Annotated in this window: 18 protein-coding genes and 1 tRNA gene; 9 read left to right on the top strand and 10 right to left on the bottom strand. The window is 50.9% G+C overall.

All coding sequences use genetic code 11. From position 1 onward, the window contains the following. Positions 1–13: 13 nt before the first annotated feature. Positions 14–1,237 (bottom strand): AI-2E family transporter, encoded by a 1,224-nt coding sequence (locus tag ACN4EG_RS04885; RefSeq protein ID WP_431628097.1) that lies wholly within the window; start codon positions 1,235–1,237, stop codon positions 14–16. Between the two features lie 241 nt (positions 1,238–1,478). Here ACN4EG_RS04885 and ACN4EG_RS04880 point away from each other — a divergent pair, with 241 nt between their 5' ends. After that, on the top strand, positions 1,479–1,838 hold the full coding sequence (locus ACN4EG_RS04880) for a hypothetical protein (protein WP_431628096.1): 360 nt from the start codon (positions 1,479–1,481) through the stop codon (positions 1,836–1,838). A gap of 55 nt (positions 1,839–1,893) precedes the next feature. On the opposite strand, the gene ACN4EG_RS04875 is transcribed toward ACN4EG_RS04880, so the two are convergent. The 3 genes from ACN4EG_RS04875 to ACN4EG_RS04865 all read right to left on the bottom strand — a co-directional run bounded on the left by ACN4EG_RS04875 (position 1,894) and on the right by ACN4EG_RS04865 (position 3,941). After that, a complete protein-coding gene (locus tag ACN4EG_RS04875; RefSeq protein WP_431628095.1) occupies positions 1,894–2,883 on the bottom strand; it encodes a hypothetical protein in 990 nt (329 codons plus the stop codon). Between the two features lie 66 nt (positions 2,884–2,949). Further along, positions 2,950–3,378, bottom strand: a complete 429-nt coding sequence (locus tag ACN4EG_RS04870) for a VOC family protein (RefSeq protein ID WP_431628094.1) — start codon at positions 3,376–3,378, stop codon at positions 2,950–2,952. A 53-nt stretch (positions 3,379–3,431) separates the two neighbouring features. Next, the gene (locus ACN4EG_RS04865; protein ID WP_431628093.1) at positions 3,432–3,941 is read right to left on the bottom strand and encodes a TIGR02652 family protein; all 510 of its coding nucleotides are present in this window, start codon (positions 3,939–3,941) and stop codon (positions 3,432–3,434) included. A gap of 168 nt (positions 3,942–4,109) precedes the next feature. Between ACN4EG_RS04865 and ACN4EG_RS04860 the strand changes: the two genes are divergently transcribed. Both ACN4EG_RS04860 and ACN4EG_RS04855 read left to right on the top strand, forming a co-directional pair. Beyond that, a complete protein-coding gene (locus ACN4EG_RS04860) occupies positions 4,110–4,643 on the top strand; it encodes a gamma carbonic anhydrase family protein (protein WP_431628091.1) in 534 nt (177 codons plus the stop codon). Between the two features lie 210 nt (positions 4,644–4,853). Beyond that, positions 4,854–4,979: a photosystem II protein Y gene (locus ACN4EG_RS04855; protein ID WP_431628090.1), complete on the top strand. Its 126-nt coding sequence runs from the start codon at positions 4,854–4,856 to the stop codon at positions 4,977–4,979. Positions 4,980–5,196: 217 nt separating this feature from the next. Here the strand turns inward: ACN4EG_RS04855 and ACN4EG_RS04850 are convergent, their stop codons facing one another. The 5 genes from ACN4EG_RS04850 to ACN4EG_RS04830 all read right to left on the bottom strand — a co-directional run bounded on the left by ACN4EG_RS04850 (position 5,197) and on the right by ACN4EG_RS04830 (position 11,310). Further along, on the bottom strand, positions 5,197–5,769 hold the full coding sequence (locus ACN4EG_RS04850; protein WP_431628089.1) for a Uma2 family endonuclease: 573 nt from the start codon (positions 5,767–5,769) through the stop codon (positions 5,197–5,199). A 26-nt stretch (positions 5,770–5,795) separates the two neighbouring features. Continuing rightward, positions 5,796–7,448, bottom strand: a complete 1,653-nt coding sequence (locus ACN4EG_RS04845) for an ArnT family glycosyltransferase (protein ID WP_431628088.1) — start codon at positions 7,446–7,448, stop codon at positions 5,796–5,798. A gap of 115 nt (positions 7,449–7,563) precedes the next feature. Continuing rightward, entirely contained in the window at positions 7,564–9,387 is a 1,824-nt protein-coding gene (locus ACN4EG_RS04840; protein WP_431628087.1) for an ArnT family glycosyltransferase, read from the bottom strand. Between the two features lie 174 nt (positions 9,388–9,561). Beyond that, complete coding sequence (locus ACN4EG_RS04835) at positions 9,562–10,428, bottom strand: alpha/beta fold hydrolase (RefSeq protein ID WP_431628086.1); 867 nt, start codon at positions 10,426–10,428, stop codon at positions 9,562–9,564. 156 nt (positions 10,429–10,584) lie between these two features. Then, positions 10,585–11,310 carry an ACT domain-containing protein gene (locus tag ACN4EG_RS04830; RefSeq protein ID WP_431628085.1) on the bottom strand — a complete coding sequence of 242 codons (726 nt, stop codon included), beginning with the start codon at positions 11,308–11,310 and terminating at the stop codon, positions 10,585–10,587. Positions 11,311–11,716: 406 nt separating this feature from the next. On the opposite strand from ACN4EG_RS04830, the gene ACN4EG_RS04825 reads away from it, so the two are divergent. Then, entirely contained in the window at positions 11,717–12,241 is a 525-nt protein-coding gene (locus tag ACN4EG_RS04825) for a GNAT family N-acetyltransferase (RefSeq protein ID WP_431628084.1), read from the top strand. Between the two features lie 81 nt (positions 12,242–12,322). Here the strand turns inward: ACN4EG_RS04825 and ACN4EG_RS04820 are convergent, their stop codons facing one another. Next, positions 12,323–12,814, bottom strand: coding sequence for a DUF4332 domain-containing protein (locus tag ACN4EG_RS04820; protein ID WP_431628083.1), 492 nt, complete (start codon positions 12,812–12,814; stop codon positions 12,323–12,325). Between the two features lie 120 nt (positions 12,815–12,934). Here ACN4EG_RS04820 and ACN4EG_RS04815 point away from each other — a divergent pair. The 5 genes from ACN4EG_RS04815 to ACN4EG_RS04795 all read left to right on the top strand — a co-directional run. After that, positions 12,935–13,008, top strand: a tRNA-Pro gene (locus ACN4EG_RS04815). 622 nt (positions 13,009–13,630) lie between these two features. Then, positions 13,631–14,428, top strand: a complete 798-nt coding sequence (locus ACN4EG_RS04810; protein ID WP_431628081.1) for a Tic22 family protein — start codon at positions 13,631–13,633, stop codon at positions 14,426–14,428. 448 nt (positions 14,429–14,876) lie between these two features. Next, positions 14,877–15,593, top strand: a complete 717-nt coding sequence (locus ACN4EG_RS04805) for a hypothetical protein (RefSeq protein ID WP_431628080.1) — start codon at positions 14,877–14,879, stop codon at positions 15,591–15,593. A gap of 235 nt (positions 15,594–15,828) precedes the next feature. Further along, positions 15,829–16,593 (top strand): hypothetical protein, encoded by a 765-nt coding sequence (locus ACN4EG_RS04800; protein ID WP_431628079.1) that lies wholly within the window; start codon positions 15,829–15,831, stop codon positions 16,591–16,593. Beyond that, on the top strand, positions 16,545–16,662 hold a 118-nt coding region (locus tag ACN4EG_RS04795; RefSeq protein ID WP_431628167.1), incomplete at its 3' end, for a transposase. The genes ACN4EG_RS04800 and ACN4EG_RS04795, both read left to right, overlap by 49 nt.

Raw genomic sequence — 16,662 nt, 5'->3', positions numbered from 1 at the left:
TTAAAACGAGCAATTAACCTTCTTCCTGGGGAACTGCTTGACCCGTTCGATCAGATCCAGCGAGATCAGCTTTCGTTGCTTCGACTTTGGATGACTCGATCGAGTTATCTGCTGTTTCTGTTGTCAAACGAGTTTCCACGATCGCGGGATTGTCAGGATTAGCCGCAATCTCCGAAGTGGGCGCTTTCAGGGCACCTAGGGCGGTTTTAATCACCACAGCCGTGGGCACTGCAATGATCACCCCTAACAGACCACCAACCCGAGCTCCAGTCAAAATCGAGATGAACACCCAGACGGGATTCAGTCCCGTAATGCTGCTGAGAACGCGGGGGGCAATAATATTTTCAATAATTTGCTGCACTAAAACAGCAGTGGCCAAAACCTTTACGCCTAGCCAAATATCCCGCAGCGCAACAAGCAAAGTGACTAAGGCAATTCCCACGGAACCACCGAAGGGAACCAACGCCATGGTGCCGATCGTTAGTCCGAATAACAGTCCAAAGGGCACGCGCAACCAGAGAAAGGCCAGGGTTAAAATCGACCCTAAGGAAGTCGCCAGAATAAACTGTCCCAAGAAAAAGTTTTGGAAACTGACTCGCAATGTCTGGGAAAAGGGCTGACGAATCCGAACGGGCAACCAATCAATTAAACTTTCCCACAGTTCATCACCATGCTGAAGCAAATAAAACGTTAACACTAAAGTTAACAGTGAATCCAACAGACTCGTGACAGTAAATAGGGCGAGATTTAAAACTTTTTCGGTAATAGCCTGTAATTGACTCTTCAATCGATCGACAATTTGTTCCGTCAGTAAATCCAAATTCAGCGGAACGCCCATATTCTCCAACTGCATGTTCAACAGCAGCAGTTGTTGCTTGCCTGAATCAATCCATTTCGGCAAACTGGAAATCAACTGTTCAGCTTGAGCTAAGGCTAAGGGCACCAGCGTGACCCCCAAAGCAAGTAGCAGAGAAATCGACAATAGGAAGACGACGATCGAAGCGCGTTCCCGGTTATTTCCCTTCAATTGGAGTAAAGTGACGGGGTAGTTGAGCAAAAATGCCAACAACGAAGCAGCAATAACAATGACAAAGAGGGAGTTGAAATATTCGAAAACAGTCGAAATCGCCCAAATATTAACTACCAGCAGTGGAATTGCCAGGGCGATCGCCAACACCTTGCCCAACGGCGAAACTGTTTCCCACCAAGTCAACCATCGATTGGTCTGCTGCATCATGCCACCGAGTTGAACCGTGCACACTAAACGTAACTGTTTTTGACCGGAACTGTTTTAACCGGCACTCTTTTGACCAACTGTGTTCCCAGCACTATTCTCACAGCACTGCCCCCACAGTTATCCAACCTTCCTCCATTATCACGAAAATTTGAGTCTAAGGCACGTCATAACGGAAGGGAGAGGGCAAAATAGAGCAAACGTCATCTATCTTCCCGTTACCCACCGTTGAACTGAGGGATCCATGAATCGAACGATCGAAGCCATCGATAAAGATGAGCTCAAAAGCTTAACACTACTGCTTTATCTAATGCCCGTGTTTGGGGTTGGTCCTGCCATGTGGACGCTGAGTCGGCCCGATCGCTCCAAGCAGGAACGAGCCCTCAGTCGTTTGGCAATCAAACTAGCAATGGCCTGGTTTGCGGGGACGGTGATGTTTGATCTAGGGGTGAACAATTCCGACACTATTAAGGTTCCGCTGCTGCTGGCAAGTAGCTTACTTACATCGGGCTATTTTGTCTTGAACCTGTATCTCATGCTGCGGCTATGGCAACGTAAACCTGTAGATGTGCCGTTCTTCGGGCGGGTGAGTCGGATGTCCTAAGGACAAGATATCTGTCCTGACAATGGAATGTCATTCGCCATCGTCAACGAGATCGTCAAATTACCAGTCCTTGCTGTTGCAGAACTTGCTTGAAGTGGCGGAGGGACAAGGGTTTGCCGTCCTTTTGAGCCTGTTCAATCGCCCGTTGGCAAATGGATTGAATTTCTGTAGAAGATAACTCTAGCTGAGCCAGCCGCTTCCAGGACAGATTTTTCACCCGAGGGAGATCCTTGGGCACCGCTTGCCGCCAGACCCGTTCTCGCTCTCGGACGATTGGCAGTCGCTCGATTGGCAGTCGCTCGATCGCGGGTAGAGGGACGGTCACGACTGAGGGTTCAATCGGCGGGATTTCGATCGGTGGTGCAATGGGTTGAAGAGTTTCAATAAATCCCAGTTCAGGGACATCGGAGAGCAAAAACGTGACCAAATCATCGGAGAGCTTGATCGATCGCTTCAGCAACGGCCCAGGTTTTTCTTCCAATAATTGAATTAACAACTGGAAGGGCGCAGTCAGAAATTTGAGTCGCCCTTCCCGCCATGCCTGATCACTCCGACAAAACAACCGCAGCGCCAAATCCACCGTCGGCAAACTTTGCTGACAGAGATAATCCAGCAAGTCACTATAGCGATGGTGAACTTCCGGAGCCAAGGCCAATAGCAACACCTGCTTTTCAAACCGAGATAGGGCAAGGCGATCGCACAGTTGCGGCAGGGCTAAGGGAATGCCCTCTTTGGCGGAGGCTTGAACGCGAGTTTCCAATTGTTCGTGATAATTGCCCACGGTGACTGATTTTGCCACTACGGGCCGAGGGGAGTCATAACCACCCTTTTCCACCGTGATCACGCCTTTCCACCAGTGGCTGGTTGCCCGATCGCCCCGTGTTTTGGCGATCGCATCCAATTCTTTCGCTTCCTGCCGCTGTTTTGCAACGGCCATCATTAGCAACCGTTCTAACCAATTCAATTCAACTTTGAGATAGGCCCAATTGTCCGAAAAGGCATCCATAGCACGGGGCACCGGGTAAATACAGCCAAGCAGAAGCATCACCAAACCGCAAACATCCAGGGGGCAAATTCTCTCATAGCCAATGGCAATGCTCTAACCTCCAGTCTACCCAGGCAGTTGTGCCATTTCCCGCAAAAACTCTAACGGCAAACCATCACTATCGGCCACAAATGCCACTTCATACACCCGATCGCCAATCATCTGCTGTTGCGGCGTCAGCAGAATGGTTAAGGGTTGGTCGATCGCAGTCAGTTTAGCCTGGAGCTCTGCTAACCAACTGGGCAAGTCCTGGGTTAACTCAGTCAAGTCGAAAGAAAGATGATAGTACCCCACATAATGCTCATCCCCAAACGCATCGGCGGCGGGCTTGGGCTGGGGAATTTGCATCAGTTCAATGCGTCCACCCAGTCCCTCCATCCAACAGGCGAGGGTATAACCCGCTGTAAACCGCTCACATACCGTAAAGCCTAGTTGCTCATAGAATGCGATCGCCCGAAAAATGTCCGCCGTCCGAATCGAAGCATGGTGGAGCATAGGGTTGCCTGGTCTACCTCACCTTTCCAGAACTCAAGCATTCCGTCTGACAATTACTCTAAGAGCCGAAAATAGGGATATCGCACCGGGGCACCCGGTTCCTTTTCCAGATCAAAGTTAATCACATTCCAGCAGGGTTCTTCGGTTGGATCCGGGCTGAATTCCACAGGCAGTCCATAGAGCCGAGGTTTCTGGGCATCGGTTTGGCCGCGCCAAGGGGTGCTGCGTTCCAGATAGGTACTGATCAGTTCTTGATAGCGCTTGGCAATAATGACCCGTGTAGCTCGGTAGCCTTGGGTATACAGGCGATCGAGGGCTTCGTGAATCTCAAACCGAATGCCATCGGGGTGGGTGTGCTGACGATACCAGTCGCCATTCCACAGCCGCCAATGCCGACCAGATTGGAGATGAACAAGTTCGCCAGTGTTGGGATCTGCCTCAAACGCACCATGGCGAGGACACAGATAGGTATCCGTTAGCGTCAACGCGGGAATCGTTTGACGACAGTGAGGACATTGGATCTCTGGCCCGAAAATCGGATACTGCGAGCCTAGACTGTTCATGTATTCGGGGATTTGATACGGCATGCGGTTGCTAACGTTTATTATAACTAGGGGCAAATCCTTATCTCTAGGTCATCCTGACATCTTCCGCTAGAAACTATCAGGATCCCACTGAAAAATTTTGGAATCTCAAAACGTTTCTTGATACAAATTCCGGGGTGTAAATCCGTGGTGCAAGCTTCTTCATTTCCATCCTATTGGCCCCCTGTCGATAGGTCTCAAGCGGCATTTGTCGCGGAGAATGCCACTGTGATCGGATGTGTGACGATCGCGGAAGGGGCCAGTATTTGGTACGGCGCGATCGTACGGGGGGATGTGGAAAAAATTACGATCGGCCCCCACAGCAATGTTCAAGACGGGGCCGTCCTCCATGGGGATCCGGGGAAGGAAACCATTTTGGAAGCCCATGTGACTGTCGGCCACCGAGCGGTGATCCACAGTGCCCATATCGAATCAGGTTGTTTGATTGGCATTGGCGCGATCGTTCTGGACGGGGTGCGGATTGGTGCAGGCAGTATTGTGGGTGCAGGGGCGGTGGTGACGAAGGATGTGCCGCCGCGATCGTTGGTTGTCGGCATTCCGGGAAAGGCGGTGCGGGAACTGTCGGATCAGGAAGTGACAGATCTGATTACCCACGCAGAGCATTATGAGCAATTGGCCCTCGTCCACGCAGGCAAAGGCACCCACTTAGGGTTTTGCTAATTAGGGTTTTGCTATCTTGCTAATTAGGATTGAGCGGATTGAGCGGATCTCGCTGATTTCGTGAAGCTAAATGACAGAGACGGATTGATAAGAGGCCGATCGGTCGGCAAATTCCCCTGAACTCGCTGTCCTAATGTCTTCCCCTAGGGCGCGTAATCAGGTAAAAATTAGTAATAACATTACCTAGCTTTTTAAGAGAGACAGGGAACTATGGATTTAGACTTTCGTGTTTTGGCTGTTCTGGCACCCGTAGGACTCGCACTCGGTTGGGCCGTTTTCAATATTTTCCGTGCCGCTCAACAACAGTTGGACAACTTCTTAAACAAGAGAGCTTAGTGATCACTGAATTCTTTTCAGAAGTTTCTTGTCAGAGAAAAAGTCTTGGACTCTGTCCATTAGGCTAGTCAATTAAATTTTTTACCAACTCGATCGTCCTTGGGCGATCGAGTTTGGTATTTAAGGATTTGCAAAGAAATAATATCCCCTCTTCATTCCCCTACCCTTTTACTCTCCTACCCCTACCCAATTGGGATTTTATTGATGCGCTGTTCCCTTAAGGGAAAATGTGCTGTAAATCCAGGGTCACCGCCGCAAATCCAGGAATGGTCAGGGGTTGATCAACCAGAACAATGTGACGGGTCTGGTAGGCAAAATAGCCTTGGGCCGATCGATAGGGTTGGCTGTAGCACTCCATCTGCCGCCCATTCACATCAGCAATCCAGTAATGGGCAATGCCCGCTTCCGCGTAGAGTGCCAACTTGACCGTGCGATCGTACTCCAAGCTGGAATCCGCCACTTCGATCGCCAGCAGAACATCCGCCGGATAGGGATGGTGATCCAGATAATCGGTATCTCGGCCTTGGGCCAGCACAATATCCGGCTCCGGTTGACTGTCTGGTGGAATTGCGATTGGTTCCTGGCAACGCAACGTCACCGCCTCACCCAACAACCGATCCAACAGCCGGAACAATCGCATCGTGCAGAAACTATGGGCAGTGCCTTTGGGTGACATTTGAATTAATTCCCCCCGGATCAGTTCAACCCGATCGCCCTCTTGCAGCAATCCCACTTCCCGCAGGCGATGGTAATCCGCGATCGTAAATCGTTTCGGCGTGATGAGCGGCATAGAATCACCTTCCGGTCTTGATCCAATTATGCGCCTTTGCTGCCTTCGCGGGGACGGGGGAAGGGCTTGATCTGATCCTGCGCGAGGAAAACATGGAAGCGATCGACCACCACGCCCCCTCGGTATAACGGCACTTCTCCCACTTTTTTCAATGACCGGAAATAGGGTACATATTCCGCAGCGGAATCTTCCTTGGCTTGGTACTCGTTAGAGGTTAGGTACAAGCCCGTTTTGCCTAGCCAATCCGTTTCCTTAGACCAGAAGGCAAACCCGCGCATATCCCGTTTGTCAAAGCAGGTCACTGGCAGCGATCGCAAAGGTTTTAGTGCCATGGCAATGTGACCGGAGAGATGGAAACGATTGCTAAAGATAAAATCCGATCGCTGCAAGGCTTGCATCAGTTGGGGCTGCTGGGCAAAGCCTTGACGCAGTTGGACAATGTCCACCAGTTGCACCGAGGCATCTTCTTGGGGGGAAATAAAACCACCAAACAGAGCCGTATTACTTGGGTTTTGCAGCGTGCCGCCCGCTACATGGGAGAGGGCCAACAGCAGTAGAAAATTGACAGCGATCGCCGAACCCAGCAACCACCGACGAATAATTTTGGGTGAAGGAATTTGCCAGACAGCCACCTTCTGGGCCAGCAAAATCGTCGCGATGAAAAATCCCGGCATGGCCCAGGTGGGCAGAACCGATCGGTATCCGCCGATTAGCGTGAACAGCAGAAACACCGGAGCCGATAGCCACAGGACTAACCGTTGCTTAATGCGAATCTCCTGGTGGGTATCCCGAATCCGTCGCACAAACGGAGACAGCAACTGCGCCCCCAACACCCGCAGACTGACCCACCACAACGGAATCCCGATCGTCGGGAACAGGTAGCCCACTTCCTGCAACACCACCCCCAGGAGTTTACCAATGCTGTATCCCTTGGCCGGAACACTCCGCCCCGCTTGGAAGGTAAAGGAAATCCAGTCATGCTGGGCATTCCAGACCAACACCGGATACAACGTTGCAAAAAAGGCGACAAAACTCGCCAGCGCCCAGGGGGAGTAGAGGGCTCGTCGGTGCTCCCGACTGGTGAGGCAAAATCCCACCAATCCCGCCCCCAGCAGAAATCCGTGGTACTTGCTAATGCAGGCCAGCCCAACCAGTAAACCCAAAATGGCAAGGCGATAGGTCGGTCGGTAGCGTTGACCGTTTAACGGGAAAAACTCCTCCGATGCGCCCCACAGCGTCGCTGTCCAAAAAAACATCAAGGGCACATCCGGCAGCGTCATTGTGCCAAAAGCAAGCTGGAAAATCGGCACGATCGACGCCAAAATCAGCCCCAGCAGCCCCACCCGAAAGCCAAACAGTCGCCGCCCCGCCCGATAGAGCAAATATAACGTGGCCGTATACAGCAATAAACTGCCGATGCGAATTGTGAATTGCGACACCGTTTCGCCACTGAACCAAAGGCCGATCGCGGTGGTAATGGCCACGAGGGGCGGATGGTCAAAAAAGCTCCAGTCAGGATACTGCGTGTAGAGGTAATAGTAGGCTTCGTCAAACCCCGGTTGGAGCCATAGAGCAATCATGGTGCGAATGAAGAGCCCAGCGGCCAAAATCCAGGTGACTTGGCGGTTTGTGGAAACACTCCACCATTTTTGGGTTGTTTGCAAAAAATTATGCATCATCTTCCATTACTTCTATTCCCCCCTTCTTAAGGGAGGCTAGGGGAGATCGGATTGAAGGATTGAAGGGTGATTTCCCGAGATCCTTGTTTATCGAGACGATCGCAGTTCAGGATACCTAGGAAATTGGGAAGCGCACCAGTTTATAAACCCCTGCCGTCGCCAGAGATTGGTAGCGATCGGCGGAAATTTGCGCTTCTGCCAAGGTTTTTGGCGTTGTCACCACCAGCGCTGATTTTACTGTTCCGGATTGCTGGAGCTGCTCTAGCTCAGGGCGCAGTTTTACCGATCGATTGATAAAAACGATCGGCTGTTGCGTATAAAACACCAAACTGGGTTTCTCAAAAAAATTGACCGCCATAATCAACGGCTCACCGGAGGTTTGAACTTGGCGAATTTCCGCAGCCAGTTGGCGCAGGGGCAATTGCCGCTCTTGATCCACTAGGCCCAGTAACGGCAGCACAAATAGCGCAATGAATAGAGCCATGGCCGCTAAATTAATCGTCCAAAGCCTGCGATATTTCTGGAAAAGGAACGCGAGGAAGATGGCGATCGCAGCTACGCCCCAAATGGCGGCCCCCAGATAGGGAAGACCGAAGGCCGCAACTTGTTGACCCAGATTAGGCATCGCCGGATCGCCGTTTAACCAGTTGGGACAGAGCCAAGCCGCTACAGCCATCGCGATCGCAAATAATCCAGTTACCGCAAACGTGCTGATTTGCCCTAGATGCTTGCCCTGCAAGCTTCCCTGAACCGGCTCCTGGGCTTTCCCGGAAGACGATTGCCGCTGTTGGCTCCACCACAGCCCCACCAAAATGGCGGCAGCGGGAATGGCGGGCAAGCTGTAGGTAATGTATTTCGTTTGGGCGATCGTAAAAAAGCCCAACACAGTCCCAAACCAAATCAGCGCGAGCAATCCCAGATGGTGGTGACGATCGGTCGATTTCCAAGTTTTTTGCTGAATCACTTGGGCGATCGCGGCGGGCAACGCCAACGACCAAGGGGCAAAACCGCCCAACACCATTAAAAAGTGGTAGTACCAAGGCCCACTGTGTTTATTCACCACCTGAGTAAAGCGAGCCACATTGTGAAAGCCGAAAAATGCATCAATAAAGGTTTGTCCGTTAGCCCGATAGGCCAGGATGTACCAAGGCAGCGCGATCGCAACCAGTAGACCGATACCCAATTTCCACGGCATTTCCTGCCAAACCTTGTGCCATTGCCCCGTGATCAATAACAACAGCACGAGGATGGCACCGGGCAGGACGATCGCCACGGGGCCTTTGGTCAAGACACCCAGCGCCATCAGGATCCAAAAGCCGAGATACCAATAGCGTTGCCGCGCTGGATTGTTCGGTTGCCCGTAGCCGCCCCAGAAGGCCAAAATTGAGCCGCCAAAGCAGAGGTTAAGCAGCATATCGGAATACCCCGTGCGCCCAAAGAACAGCATTTGCAGATTGAGGGCGAGGGGGGCGGTGATCAGGTAGGGCAAGGCTGGATCGATCGATGACAATGGAGTTCGAGCCAATGTCACTGGGGAAAATGTCGCTGGGGAAGCTGTTTCGGCTTTCGGTTCAAGAGACGCGACCGGAGTCGATCGCCCCTGCTTGACCCACTGCTGAGCAATGTAAAAAATAAAGCCCACTAATGCCGTGGCTGCGAGGGCTGAGGGAAATCGCGCTGCCCAACTGTTGACCCCGATCGTCTGGTAGGCGATCGTCATCAGCCAATAGATTAAGGGCGGTTTGTCAAAGCGGGTCACGCCGTTGAAATAGGGCGTAATCCAATCCCCAGTAACGGTCATCTGCCGCGCGGCTTCGGCAAATAGGGGTTCGGTTTCATCCAGCAGGCCCGTACTGCCCAAGCCATACCAAAAGGCAATCCCCACCAATAGGCCGATCCAGATCCAAGGTACCCAGCGACTTGATTGCAACGCCTTCACCCGCGCCCTCCTCTACAGAAACCCCAATCAATATACAGGTTGGAGGGGATGCCTCGGACGGATCAGCCCAAGCGAATTCCAGAGCCAGCGAATTCCAGCGCCTCCTCATGACGAACGACCGATAGCCACGGTCGAGCCATCACGCGATCCGGTTCATCCCACGATGTAAAGGCGTTAAACCTGAACACAAACACCAGCCAAAATCTCTCGAAACTGCTGCACGACTAAATCCGGCTGCTCAACCATTGCCAAATGTCCACAGTGGGGAATTTCAAACACATTGGCTCCCCACTCCTGAAAGAGAGAATGGAAACTGGCTAAATGCCGCACATACTTCAATTCCATGATGCGATCGTTGGCTCCGGCGATGAAGTAAACCGGTTGGCGCAGACGGGCAACAACCTGGGGCAAGCGATGCACTTCGGCTTGGGTGGTGGAATCGAGCAGGCTCCCTTGGGCCGCTTCGGCATCTGCTGCGAGAAAGTCTACAATGCGTTGCTGCCCCCAGTGGACTGCTAATTTTTGGGTCACCATGGCCTGGGCAAACACCCGATCGAGACCAGGAATGTAGTGCAACCAGCCCGGTCGAAAGCGCACCATTTGCTGCCCAGCTTGGCGAAAACGCTCAAATTCTTCCTTGAGGTAAATTCCACCCCCCGCATTCACACAAATCACCCCTTCCACCCGATCGGGCATGGCCTGGGCTCCCCACAGGGCAATACTGCCCCCTAGGGAATGACCCACCAACCAGGCTTTGTGGATACCCAATTGATCTAACAGACCAGTGAGATCCTCAGCGTAGGCTTGGAGACTGTAGGGTGGATGCTGACTAATGTCTCGGGTCTGGCAGGGTTGGGATTGTCCAAATCCCCGCAGGTCGTAGGTAAGACATTGATAGTCTTGGGCTAGACGATCGACAAGAGGCCGCCAATATTCACGGCTCAACATCCAGCCATGGACGAAAACCAAGGTGGTCTGTGAATCAGTAGGAGCGGTTAACTCATAGGTATGAGGCACGCCCAAAACAGAAATCGCTGGCATTTCCCAATCCTACCGTGAAAGGGCAGGGGGATTGCTCGCAACTTACCAGATCAACCTTGAGATGGAGACGAATTGGCGGAAATAGGCGGAAATTGCTTGAAAATGACGATCGTGACCGTCGGCCACCTCAAACCAGCCAACCTAAAACCAACCAACCTAAAATCTGCGACCCAGCAGCCGTTGCTTCATGCCTTCCGCAATTTTTTGGCCAAGATATTCTGGAATTAAGCTTTCATTCGGCCCCAGCAAGTAGAGAATCAAGCGCGTTCGCCCGCGCCAGACCAACAAGTTGGCATTCACGACCAACAGGTCTTCCTGCCAAATGGCATACATCACTTTGTAAAACAATCCCGGTTGGTTATCGGCCTCGATTAAGAGAGCTGGAAGATGGAACACTGGATCCACATAAAATTCCGTCTCCACCTGTTCTAGCCCCGCATCCAGGTTGAACTCGACCGCCAGCATTTCCTCCACCTCAAAGCGTCCTGCCAAGGCTTCTCGAATAGCACGGCAGACGTTTTCTGCGGTCTTGTCCGTCAGGGCTTTGCCGCTACGGGAGACAATTAGCTTAATAAACACCAGCATGGGCGGATAAATTTGCCCATATAAACTCAAACTGTGAATTGTTAAACCATAGGCGGCCAGTACCCCAAAAATATCACTGAGGAGAAACGACTGATTGCGATAGGCAAAGTGAAGCGCGCTTTTGCTTCCCTCAGGCTTGAGTTCAATCACAGCCTGCCGTGTTTTATAAAGTTGGTAGGCTAGCCGGAGATTTTGCAGTTGAATCTCGCTGCTGACAAACTGCTCATAGAACTGAGGAAACGCTCGGTTAAAGCGCTTCAGAAGTTCTAAGGTGGATTGCTTAAGACCCAAGGCCATAGGGAAAAAGTTTCAGTGCAGTATCAAGACAAAGTTGGGCGAAAGAGAAGCAATTCTGGTGAACAGTACAGAGAGACTGAGTCCTACGATCGACTATGTATCTGCCCATTAGGGTCAATCTATCTAGGATCTCAACATTGGGAGGCTGCTCACATGAACGATTCGTAAATTAACCACGGTTCAATCTGGAGGAGTAGTTTCGTCCTGTGTGAACGTCTGCATACTAGATTATGCTTGTCCTGCGACCGTCAGCACAGAATTCTAGGAGATTCTGCAAATTCCAGACCGTCGAAATATATTCTGTAGGTCTAGATTAAGATGCCCCGTGGGAAATACCTGATGCCAATCATCCGAACGATATACTAGCTAGTACTGATTCCACGTTATTGACCTCCACCGCGATCGCATGGGTTTTTGGAAAAGCTTATTTAATGGGCCTGAAACCGCCTCAGCGCCGAAGACCGCCGCGCTAGAGAACTATTCTGCCGTCGAACCAACCGACGATCGCTCGACTCCACGAATTTTTTTTAGTGTCGATCGAGAAATTGATCTCTATGAACTAGAAGAACTCTGTGATGCGGTGGGCTGGTCTCGTCGCCCCCTGCGCAAAGTCAAGAAGGCCATTCAGCACAGTTTCATGGTGGTTTCCATGTGGGAGCAACGGGGTGTCCGACGACGGATGATCGGCTTTGCCCGAGCAACCTCAGACCATGCCTTTAACGCCACCATTTGGGATGTCGTGGTCCATCCCGATTTCCAGAGCAAAGGGCTGGGGAAAGCGTTAATGAAATTTATGATTAAAAAATTACGCAGCGAAGATATTAGCAACATCACCCTATTTGCGGACCCCCATGTGGTAGATTTCTACCGCAACCTTGGATTTATGCCCGATCCCGAGGGGATCAAAGGTATGTTTTGGTACCCCGATTGATTTGGTCGATCAAACCAGATTCGGGCCACCCCGCAGTGCAGTCTTGATTCAATATGCCCCGATCTCGATGGAAAGCTTCGATCAGGGTTGACGTTCGTAAACGAGCAACAACTTAGCTTGCTGGATCCAGTGCGCAATTTCACCTGCATTAGGGCAGAGATCCGGGCGCTGCATCATGGTCACCTGAAGTTTAAGAATTTGGCGATGCAGTTGGCCTGCTTGGAGCTGAGCAAGGCGTTCTACCGTAGCGACTCCCGCGTGGAGCAACAAACCATTATATTGACAGCCTACGCTGGGAACTCTTGCCAGATCCGCCAGCGCGACCCACTTTTGCACATGTTGTAGGTGGAGATTCAATTGAGCGGCAAGGGCTTCCCGCGCCGTGGATGTCCAAGCGTTTTTTAAAAGCTGATGGGTGGTGGTGATGTTGATCGATCGGAGTTTTGCTTGATCCGGCTCACTCAATCCCGGTAATTGGCTTAATAACCAGTTAGCTGATTTGAGTCGTGCGGGAGCGGAGCCCTTGCGCTGAGGTGGGTGGGTTGGATGGGGAGTGGGTTTGCGATAGTGCACTACAGCTCGGCCTTTGAAATGGGGGTGAGAATTTTTTGCCCAGTTCAGGATCCTAGTGTAGCGAAGATCAGGATGGTTCAAAGTTGTTAAAATCTTTGCTATAATCGCTGAGTGCCAGTACGGGATGTAGCGCAGCTTGGTAGCGCGCCTGCTTTGGGAGCAGGATGTCGCAGGTTCAAATCCTGTCATCCCGATTTAATTTAGTTCAGTTAAAAGCATTGTTTCCTTTGCTACTGATTGGAGACCAAATAGATTTTTGCGCAGATTGCTTGCTCAAATTGTTCGCTTACGTTGTAGGGTGCTCCCGTCATCTGGGGCATATTTAGAAATGTCGCAACGGAAGCACCTCAGCCAAACAGCTGAAATTGATTTAGCTAAGATCACGATTCTAGGTAACTCAACCCCTGCTTCTCTTGCATTTTTCTGGGTTTTATAGGAACAGGGGAACCCAAACCCTCAGTTTTTCTTCTTGGGGGAGAGTGGCCGGAGCATCATGGCGTCCATGGTTGCTAACATAGCATCTTGCATTCATTCAAACCAGTCTCATCCACTCAAACCACTCTACTGGTTCTGATTTTTAATTCTGAATCGTGCGAGGGAAAATTTACAGATGACTCACTATCCAGCAGAATGGGAAGGCCGATCGAGAGACTTCCACATCAGCCATTTGGGTGGGGGTTATTGGGACTATAGGTTCGTCGGTTAATCCAAAGGTTGTGGCACAATGAGTCTTTCACCGATTCCTTGTCACAATCAACCGACAGTTGGAGCGCGCGATTTATCTAGCCCTTATTGCGTAATTTTCAGGAGATCTCAATGAAATCATTGGTGCGTTGGACAACTAAAGCAGGTTTGATTAGCGGTGCCCTCGTGGGTGCTGTCCTCGCCAACGGCCTTGCAGTGCTGGCGCTAACCCCCGAACAAATTACCCAGAAACTGAGCCGGATTCCTGTGTTTACGATCGCGGATTCCAAGGGTGCGCCCCTAGTTGCTCAGCCGCCCAATGGACAGAAGGGAAATCCTGCGGCAGGGGTCTTCTTGAGCCAAAAGGATGCCCAAGGTTTTCTCGATCGCCTCAAGACGCAAAATCCTGATCTGGCGAAAAATGTCAAGATTGTGCCTGTGTCGATGGCGGAGGTCTATGACCTCGAGCGCAAGAGTGCAAGTAGTAAAGATGCCAAGCTGGAATTTGTCTATGTTCCTACCAAGCAACAGGTCGATTCTGCAACGGCATTACTGAAGCAAAGCGGTCAGAAAATTGAACAGTTTCCTGGGACTCCTTTGTTTGCAGCACGGGCAGGAAAGGATAAGAATAAGGGCTTTTTGACGATTCAGCAGGGGAATCAATCGGTGATTCCGATGTTCTTTGATAAGGAACAGTTGCAGGGGTTGCTCGATCGCTTTAAGCAGCAACAACCGGATTTAGCCGCGACCGCAGACATTCAAGTTTTTCCGTTGGAAGGGTTGTTGGATGCGATGCAAACTCAGAAAGATCCTCAGCTTGAGAAAATTGTGCTGGTGCCTTCTGTAGAAGCGGTGCAGTTTATTCAATCCCTCATGCAGCAGCAACCCAAAGCAGCTCCCAATAGCCAACCCGCTGCTCCGAAGAAGTAGATTAACGATTGGTTTTGTGAATCGGGTTCTTGGAGCGATCGCTTTGCCATAGAACCTTGCGCAAGATAATGAATGATCAGGATGCCATCCCTTATTTCCGAATTGGAGGTAGGGATGGTTATTTTTTTGACATTTGGGCGATCGAATAGTTTTGGCTCAGACGATTTTGGTGAATCCAATGTATCGGCGCTAATCATCAATGCAGTTGATTTGGCAGCGCGATCGCTAGTCTGACGATTTCCCACTAGTTGGCTGATTGAATGAGTCAGCGATCGGATGTTGAATGTACCCAAACTGGAATTATCCGCCTCAATCTGGATAATGTTGTTATCCCGGATTTGTATGGAGTGAGTGGAATAACAGCCACATTCGGGTAGTTATCCGCTCAGATCCATATAGATACACTAGTTGAGTGACATAGCATCGAGGAACTTTTAGGAGGACATTCATGAACGATCCAAAGATGTGGCGCATGACGGGTGCCTTTGGGCTTGCATCTGTCTGTATCTGGCTCGCCATTTTCCCGTTGTACGTGGCGCAGCCTTCGACCTTACTTTACGACGGCGCGGCCACCGCCGAAGCGCTGTTCTCGATCCGGAACGTCGTCTTCACCCGCATTCTGCTCGGACTTGGCCTTTACGTCACCTTGATGGTCTTCGCCGTCGGCTTTCGCGAGCTTATTCGCCGGACAGACGCGGAGTACGAATGGGTTGGTACATTGAGCCTTACTAGCATGGCGGTGTGGTTGGGCGTTACTTTGGTTGCAAACGGCCTTGAAGGAGGCGCTGCCCTAGATACGCTTGGGGGCAGCGCCGATCCTTCGGTGGTTAGAGCGCTCACCATGGGCTATCTCCTGCTCTACAACGGCTCCATTACCTTCGTGATGACCGGGTTGTTCCTGGCTGTGGCAGGGTATGCGACACTCGCCACCGGGATACTGCCGCGATGGACGGGGTGGCTTGCTTATGCCGCCACGGTGTTGTGCGTGGTGTCTGTCCCGGCAATGTACTGGGGGCCGCTCGAACCGGTAAGCTTCTACACCGCCGGTGGATTGGGGCCGGCCATAGCAGCCAATTTCCCCCCGTTGCTTTGGTTCTTGGCAGTCAGCATCCTGCTGATTCGGAAGCGTGCGTCAGGGGTGGTGACAGCGGTGCATCGGGACTGATCGAGCACCATGTGTAGGTCTAGTGGTGAGAGTCAGCCGCCCAACAGTCCATTGCACACCGACCATACAGAGTCTCTTCATTGAGTTCGAGAGCTTACTAGCGTCGGGTGAACGGGGTCGTTAGCTGGCCTTTACGTAATGCACCGATATTCTGCACATACTACCTATAGTGTTTGAGTACATATGAATGTACTGCACAAAGTGTAGTTGGTCTGTACTTGACTCCATTGACCGGATGGTACAAGAAAACTATGCTATTGCTGATCCTGACCTGCGGAATGTGGGTTATGGAATCCTAGTTCTAGAGAATGGCAGAAATATGAAAAGAATAAACTCTCAAAACTTAAGTTTGATCACTCTTTGTACTATTTCAATCTTTTTTTTATGTTCTATAAATTTAGCCTCCACAGCTAGAAGTACATTAAGACAAGTAACCCTTGAGCAGGCTCTGAAAGCTCCTCCTGAGGCTCTGGCATCAGGTTACCTCGGTGTTAGGCAGAATTTACTGCAAACAAGAGCTGTTGCGAGAAATAATACTTTTGTGACTGCGATCGATGGCGAACCTTTCACCATTGATGCATCCCATAAAGATGATTATATTTCTGCCTTTGAGGAACGATTAGGGATTTATGCGAAAGCAATAAATCAGCGGCGATTCCAGAAAATTTCTGGAACATACAGTACAACCGTTACACCAGGATGCCGTTCTCTAGGATTTATTCAAGGCGCAAAGACAATTATTGAACAAAATGGATTCCAGTTCACCCTCGCTCATGGGCAGTTTCAGACTATTTCAGAAGGAGTTTTTCGTGGAGATTTCAGATTTCAAGGTATAACGGTAGAATCTACCGTGGTTGTCGAACATCCATACAGTATCGATCTCTGCGGTGGACCCCAAAAACTGGACAGGTCGTTAAGCTCTGAAAACTCAAACTGTGATAGGAGTATTTCATGGGCAATAAACGCAAACAGTACAATGCCGACTTCAAAGCCAAAGTAGCCTTAGCAGCAGTGCGAGGAGATAAAACCGTAGCGGAACTGGCCAGCCAGTATGAGCTACACCCAACAG

Source organism: Alkalinema pantanalense CENA528 (assembly GCF_050753345.1).
Lineage (GTDB): Bacteria > Cyanobacteriota > Cyanobacteriia > Leptolyngbyales > Leptolyngbyaceae > Alkalinema > Alkalinema pantanalense.
The sequence above is the reverse complement of the archived record's forward strand: the minus strand, read 5'-3'. Positions and strand labels throughout refer to the sequence as shown.

Coding starts and splice junctions, on each gene's coding strand:
- ACN4EG_RS04850 (WP_431628089.1), bottom strand. CDS start 5,769: ATGCCGCTCATCACGCCGAAACGATTTACGATCGCGGATTACCATCGC.
- ACN4EG_RS04835 (WP_431628086.1), bottom strand. CDS start 10,428: ATGCCAGCGATTTCTGTTTTGGGCGTGCCTCATACCTATGAGTTAACC.
- ACN4EG_RS04800 (WP_431628079.1), top strand. CDS start 15,829: ATGGTACAAGAAAACTATGCTATTGCTGATCCTGACCTGCGGAATGTG.
- ACN4EG_RS04830 (WP_431628085.1), bottom strand. CDS start 11,310: ATGGCCTTGGGTCTTAAGCAATCCACCTTAGAACTTCTGAAGCGCTTT.
- ACN4EG_RS04845 (WP_431628088.1), bottom strand. CDS start 7,448: ATGATGCATAATTTTTTGCAAACAACCCAAAAATGGTGGAGTGTTTCC.
- ACN4EG_RS04865 (WP_431628093.1), bottom strand. CDS start 3,941: ATGAACAGTCTAGGCTCGCAGTATCCGATTTTCGGGCCAGAGATCCAA.
- ACN4EG_RS04805 (WP_431628080.1), top strand. CDS start 14,877: ATGAACGATCCAAAGATGTGGCGCATGACGGGTGCCTTTGGGCTTGCA.
- ACN4EG_RS04875 (WP_431628095.1), bottom strand. CDS start 2,883: ATGCTTCTGCTTGGCTGTATTTACCCGGTGCCCCGTGCTATGGATGCC.
- ACN4EG_RS04855 (WP_431628090.1), top strand. CDS start 4,854: ATGGATTTAGACTTTCGTGTTTTGGCTGTTCTGGCACCCGTAGGACTC.
- ACN4EG_RS04825 (WP_431628084.1), top strand. CDS start 11,717: ATGGGTTTTTGGAAAAGCTTATTTAATGGGCCTGAAACCGCCTCAGCG.
- ACN4EG_RS04810 (WP_431628081.1), top strand. CDS start 13,631: ATGAAATCATTGGTGCGTTGGACAACTAAAGCAGGTTTGATTAGCGGT.
- ACN4EG_RS04870 (WP_431628094.1), bottom strand. CDS start 3,378: ATGCTCCACCATGCTTCGATTCGGACGGCGGACATTTTTCGGGCGATC.
- ACN4EG_RS04880 (WP_431628096.1), top strand. CDS start 1,479: ATGAATCGAACGATCGAAGCCATCGATAAAGATGAGCTCAAAAGCTTA.
- ACN4EG_RS04885 (WP_431628097.1), bottom strand. CDS start 1,237: ATGATGCAGCAGACCAATCGATGGTTGACTTGGTGGGAAACAGTTTCG.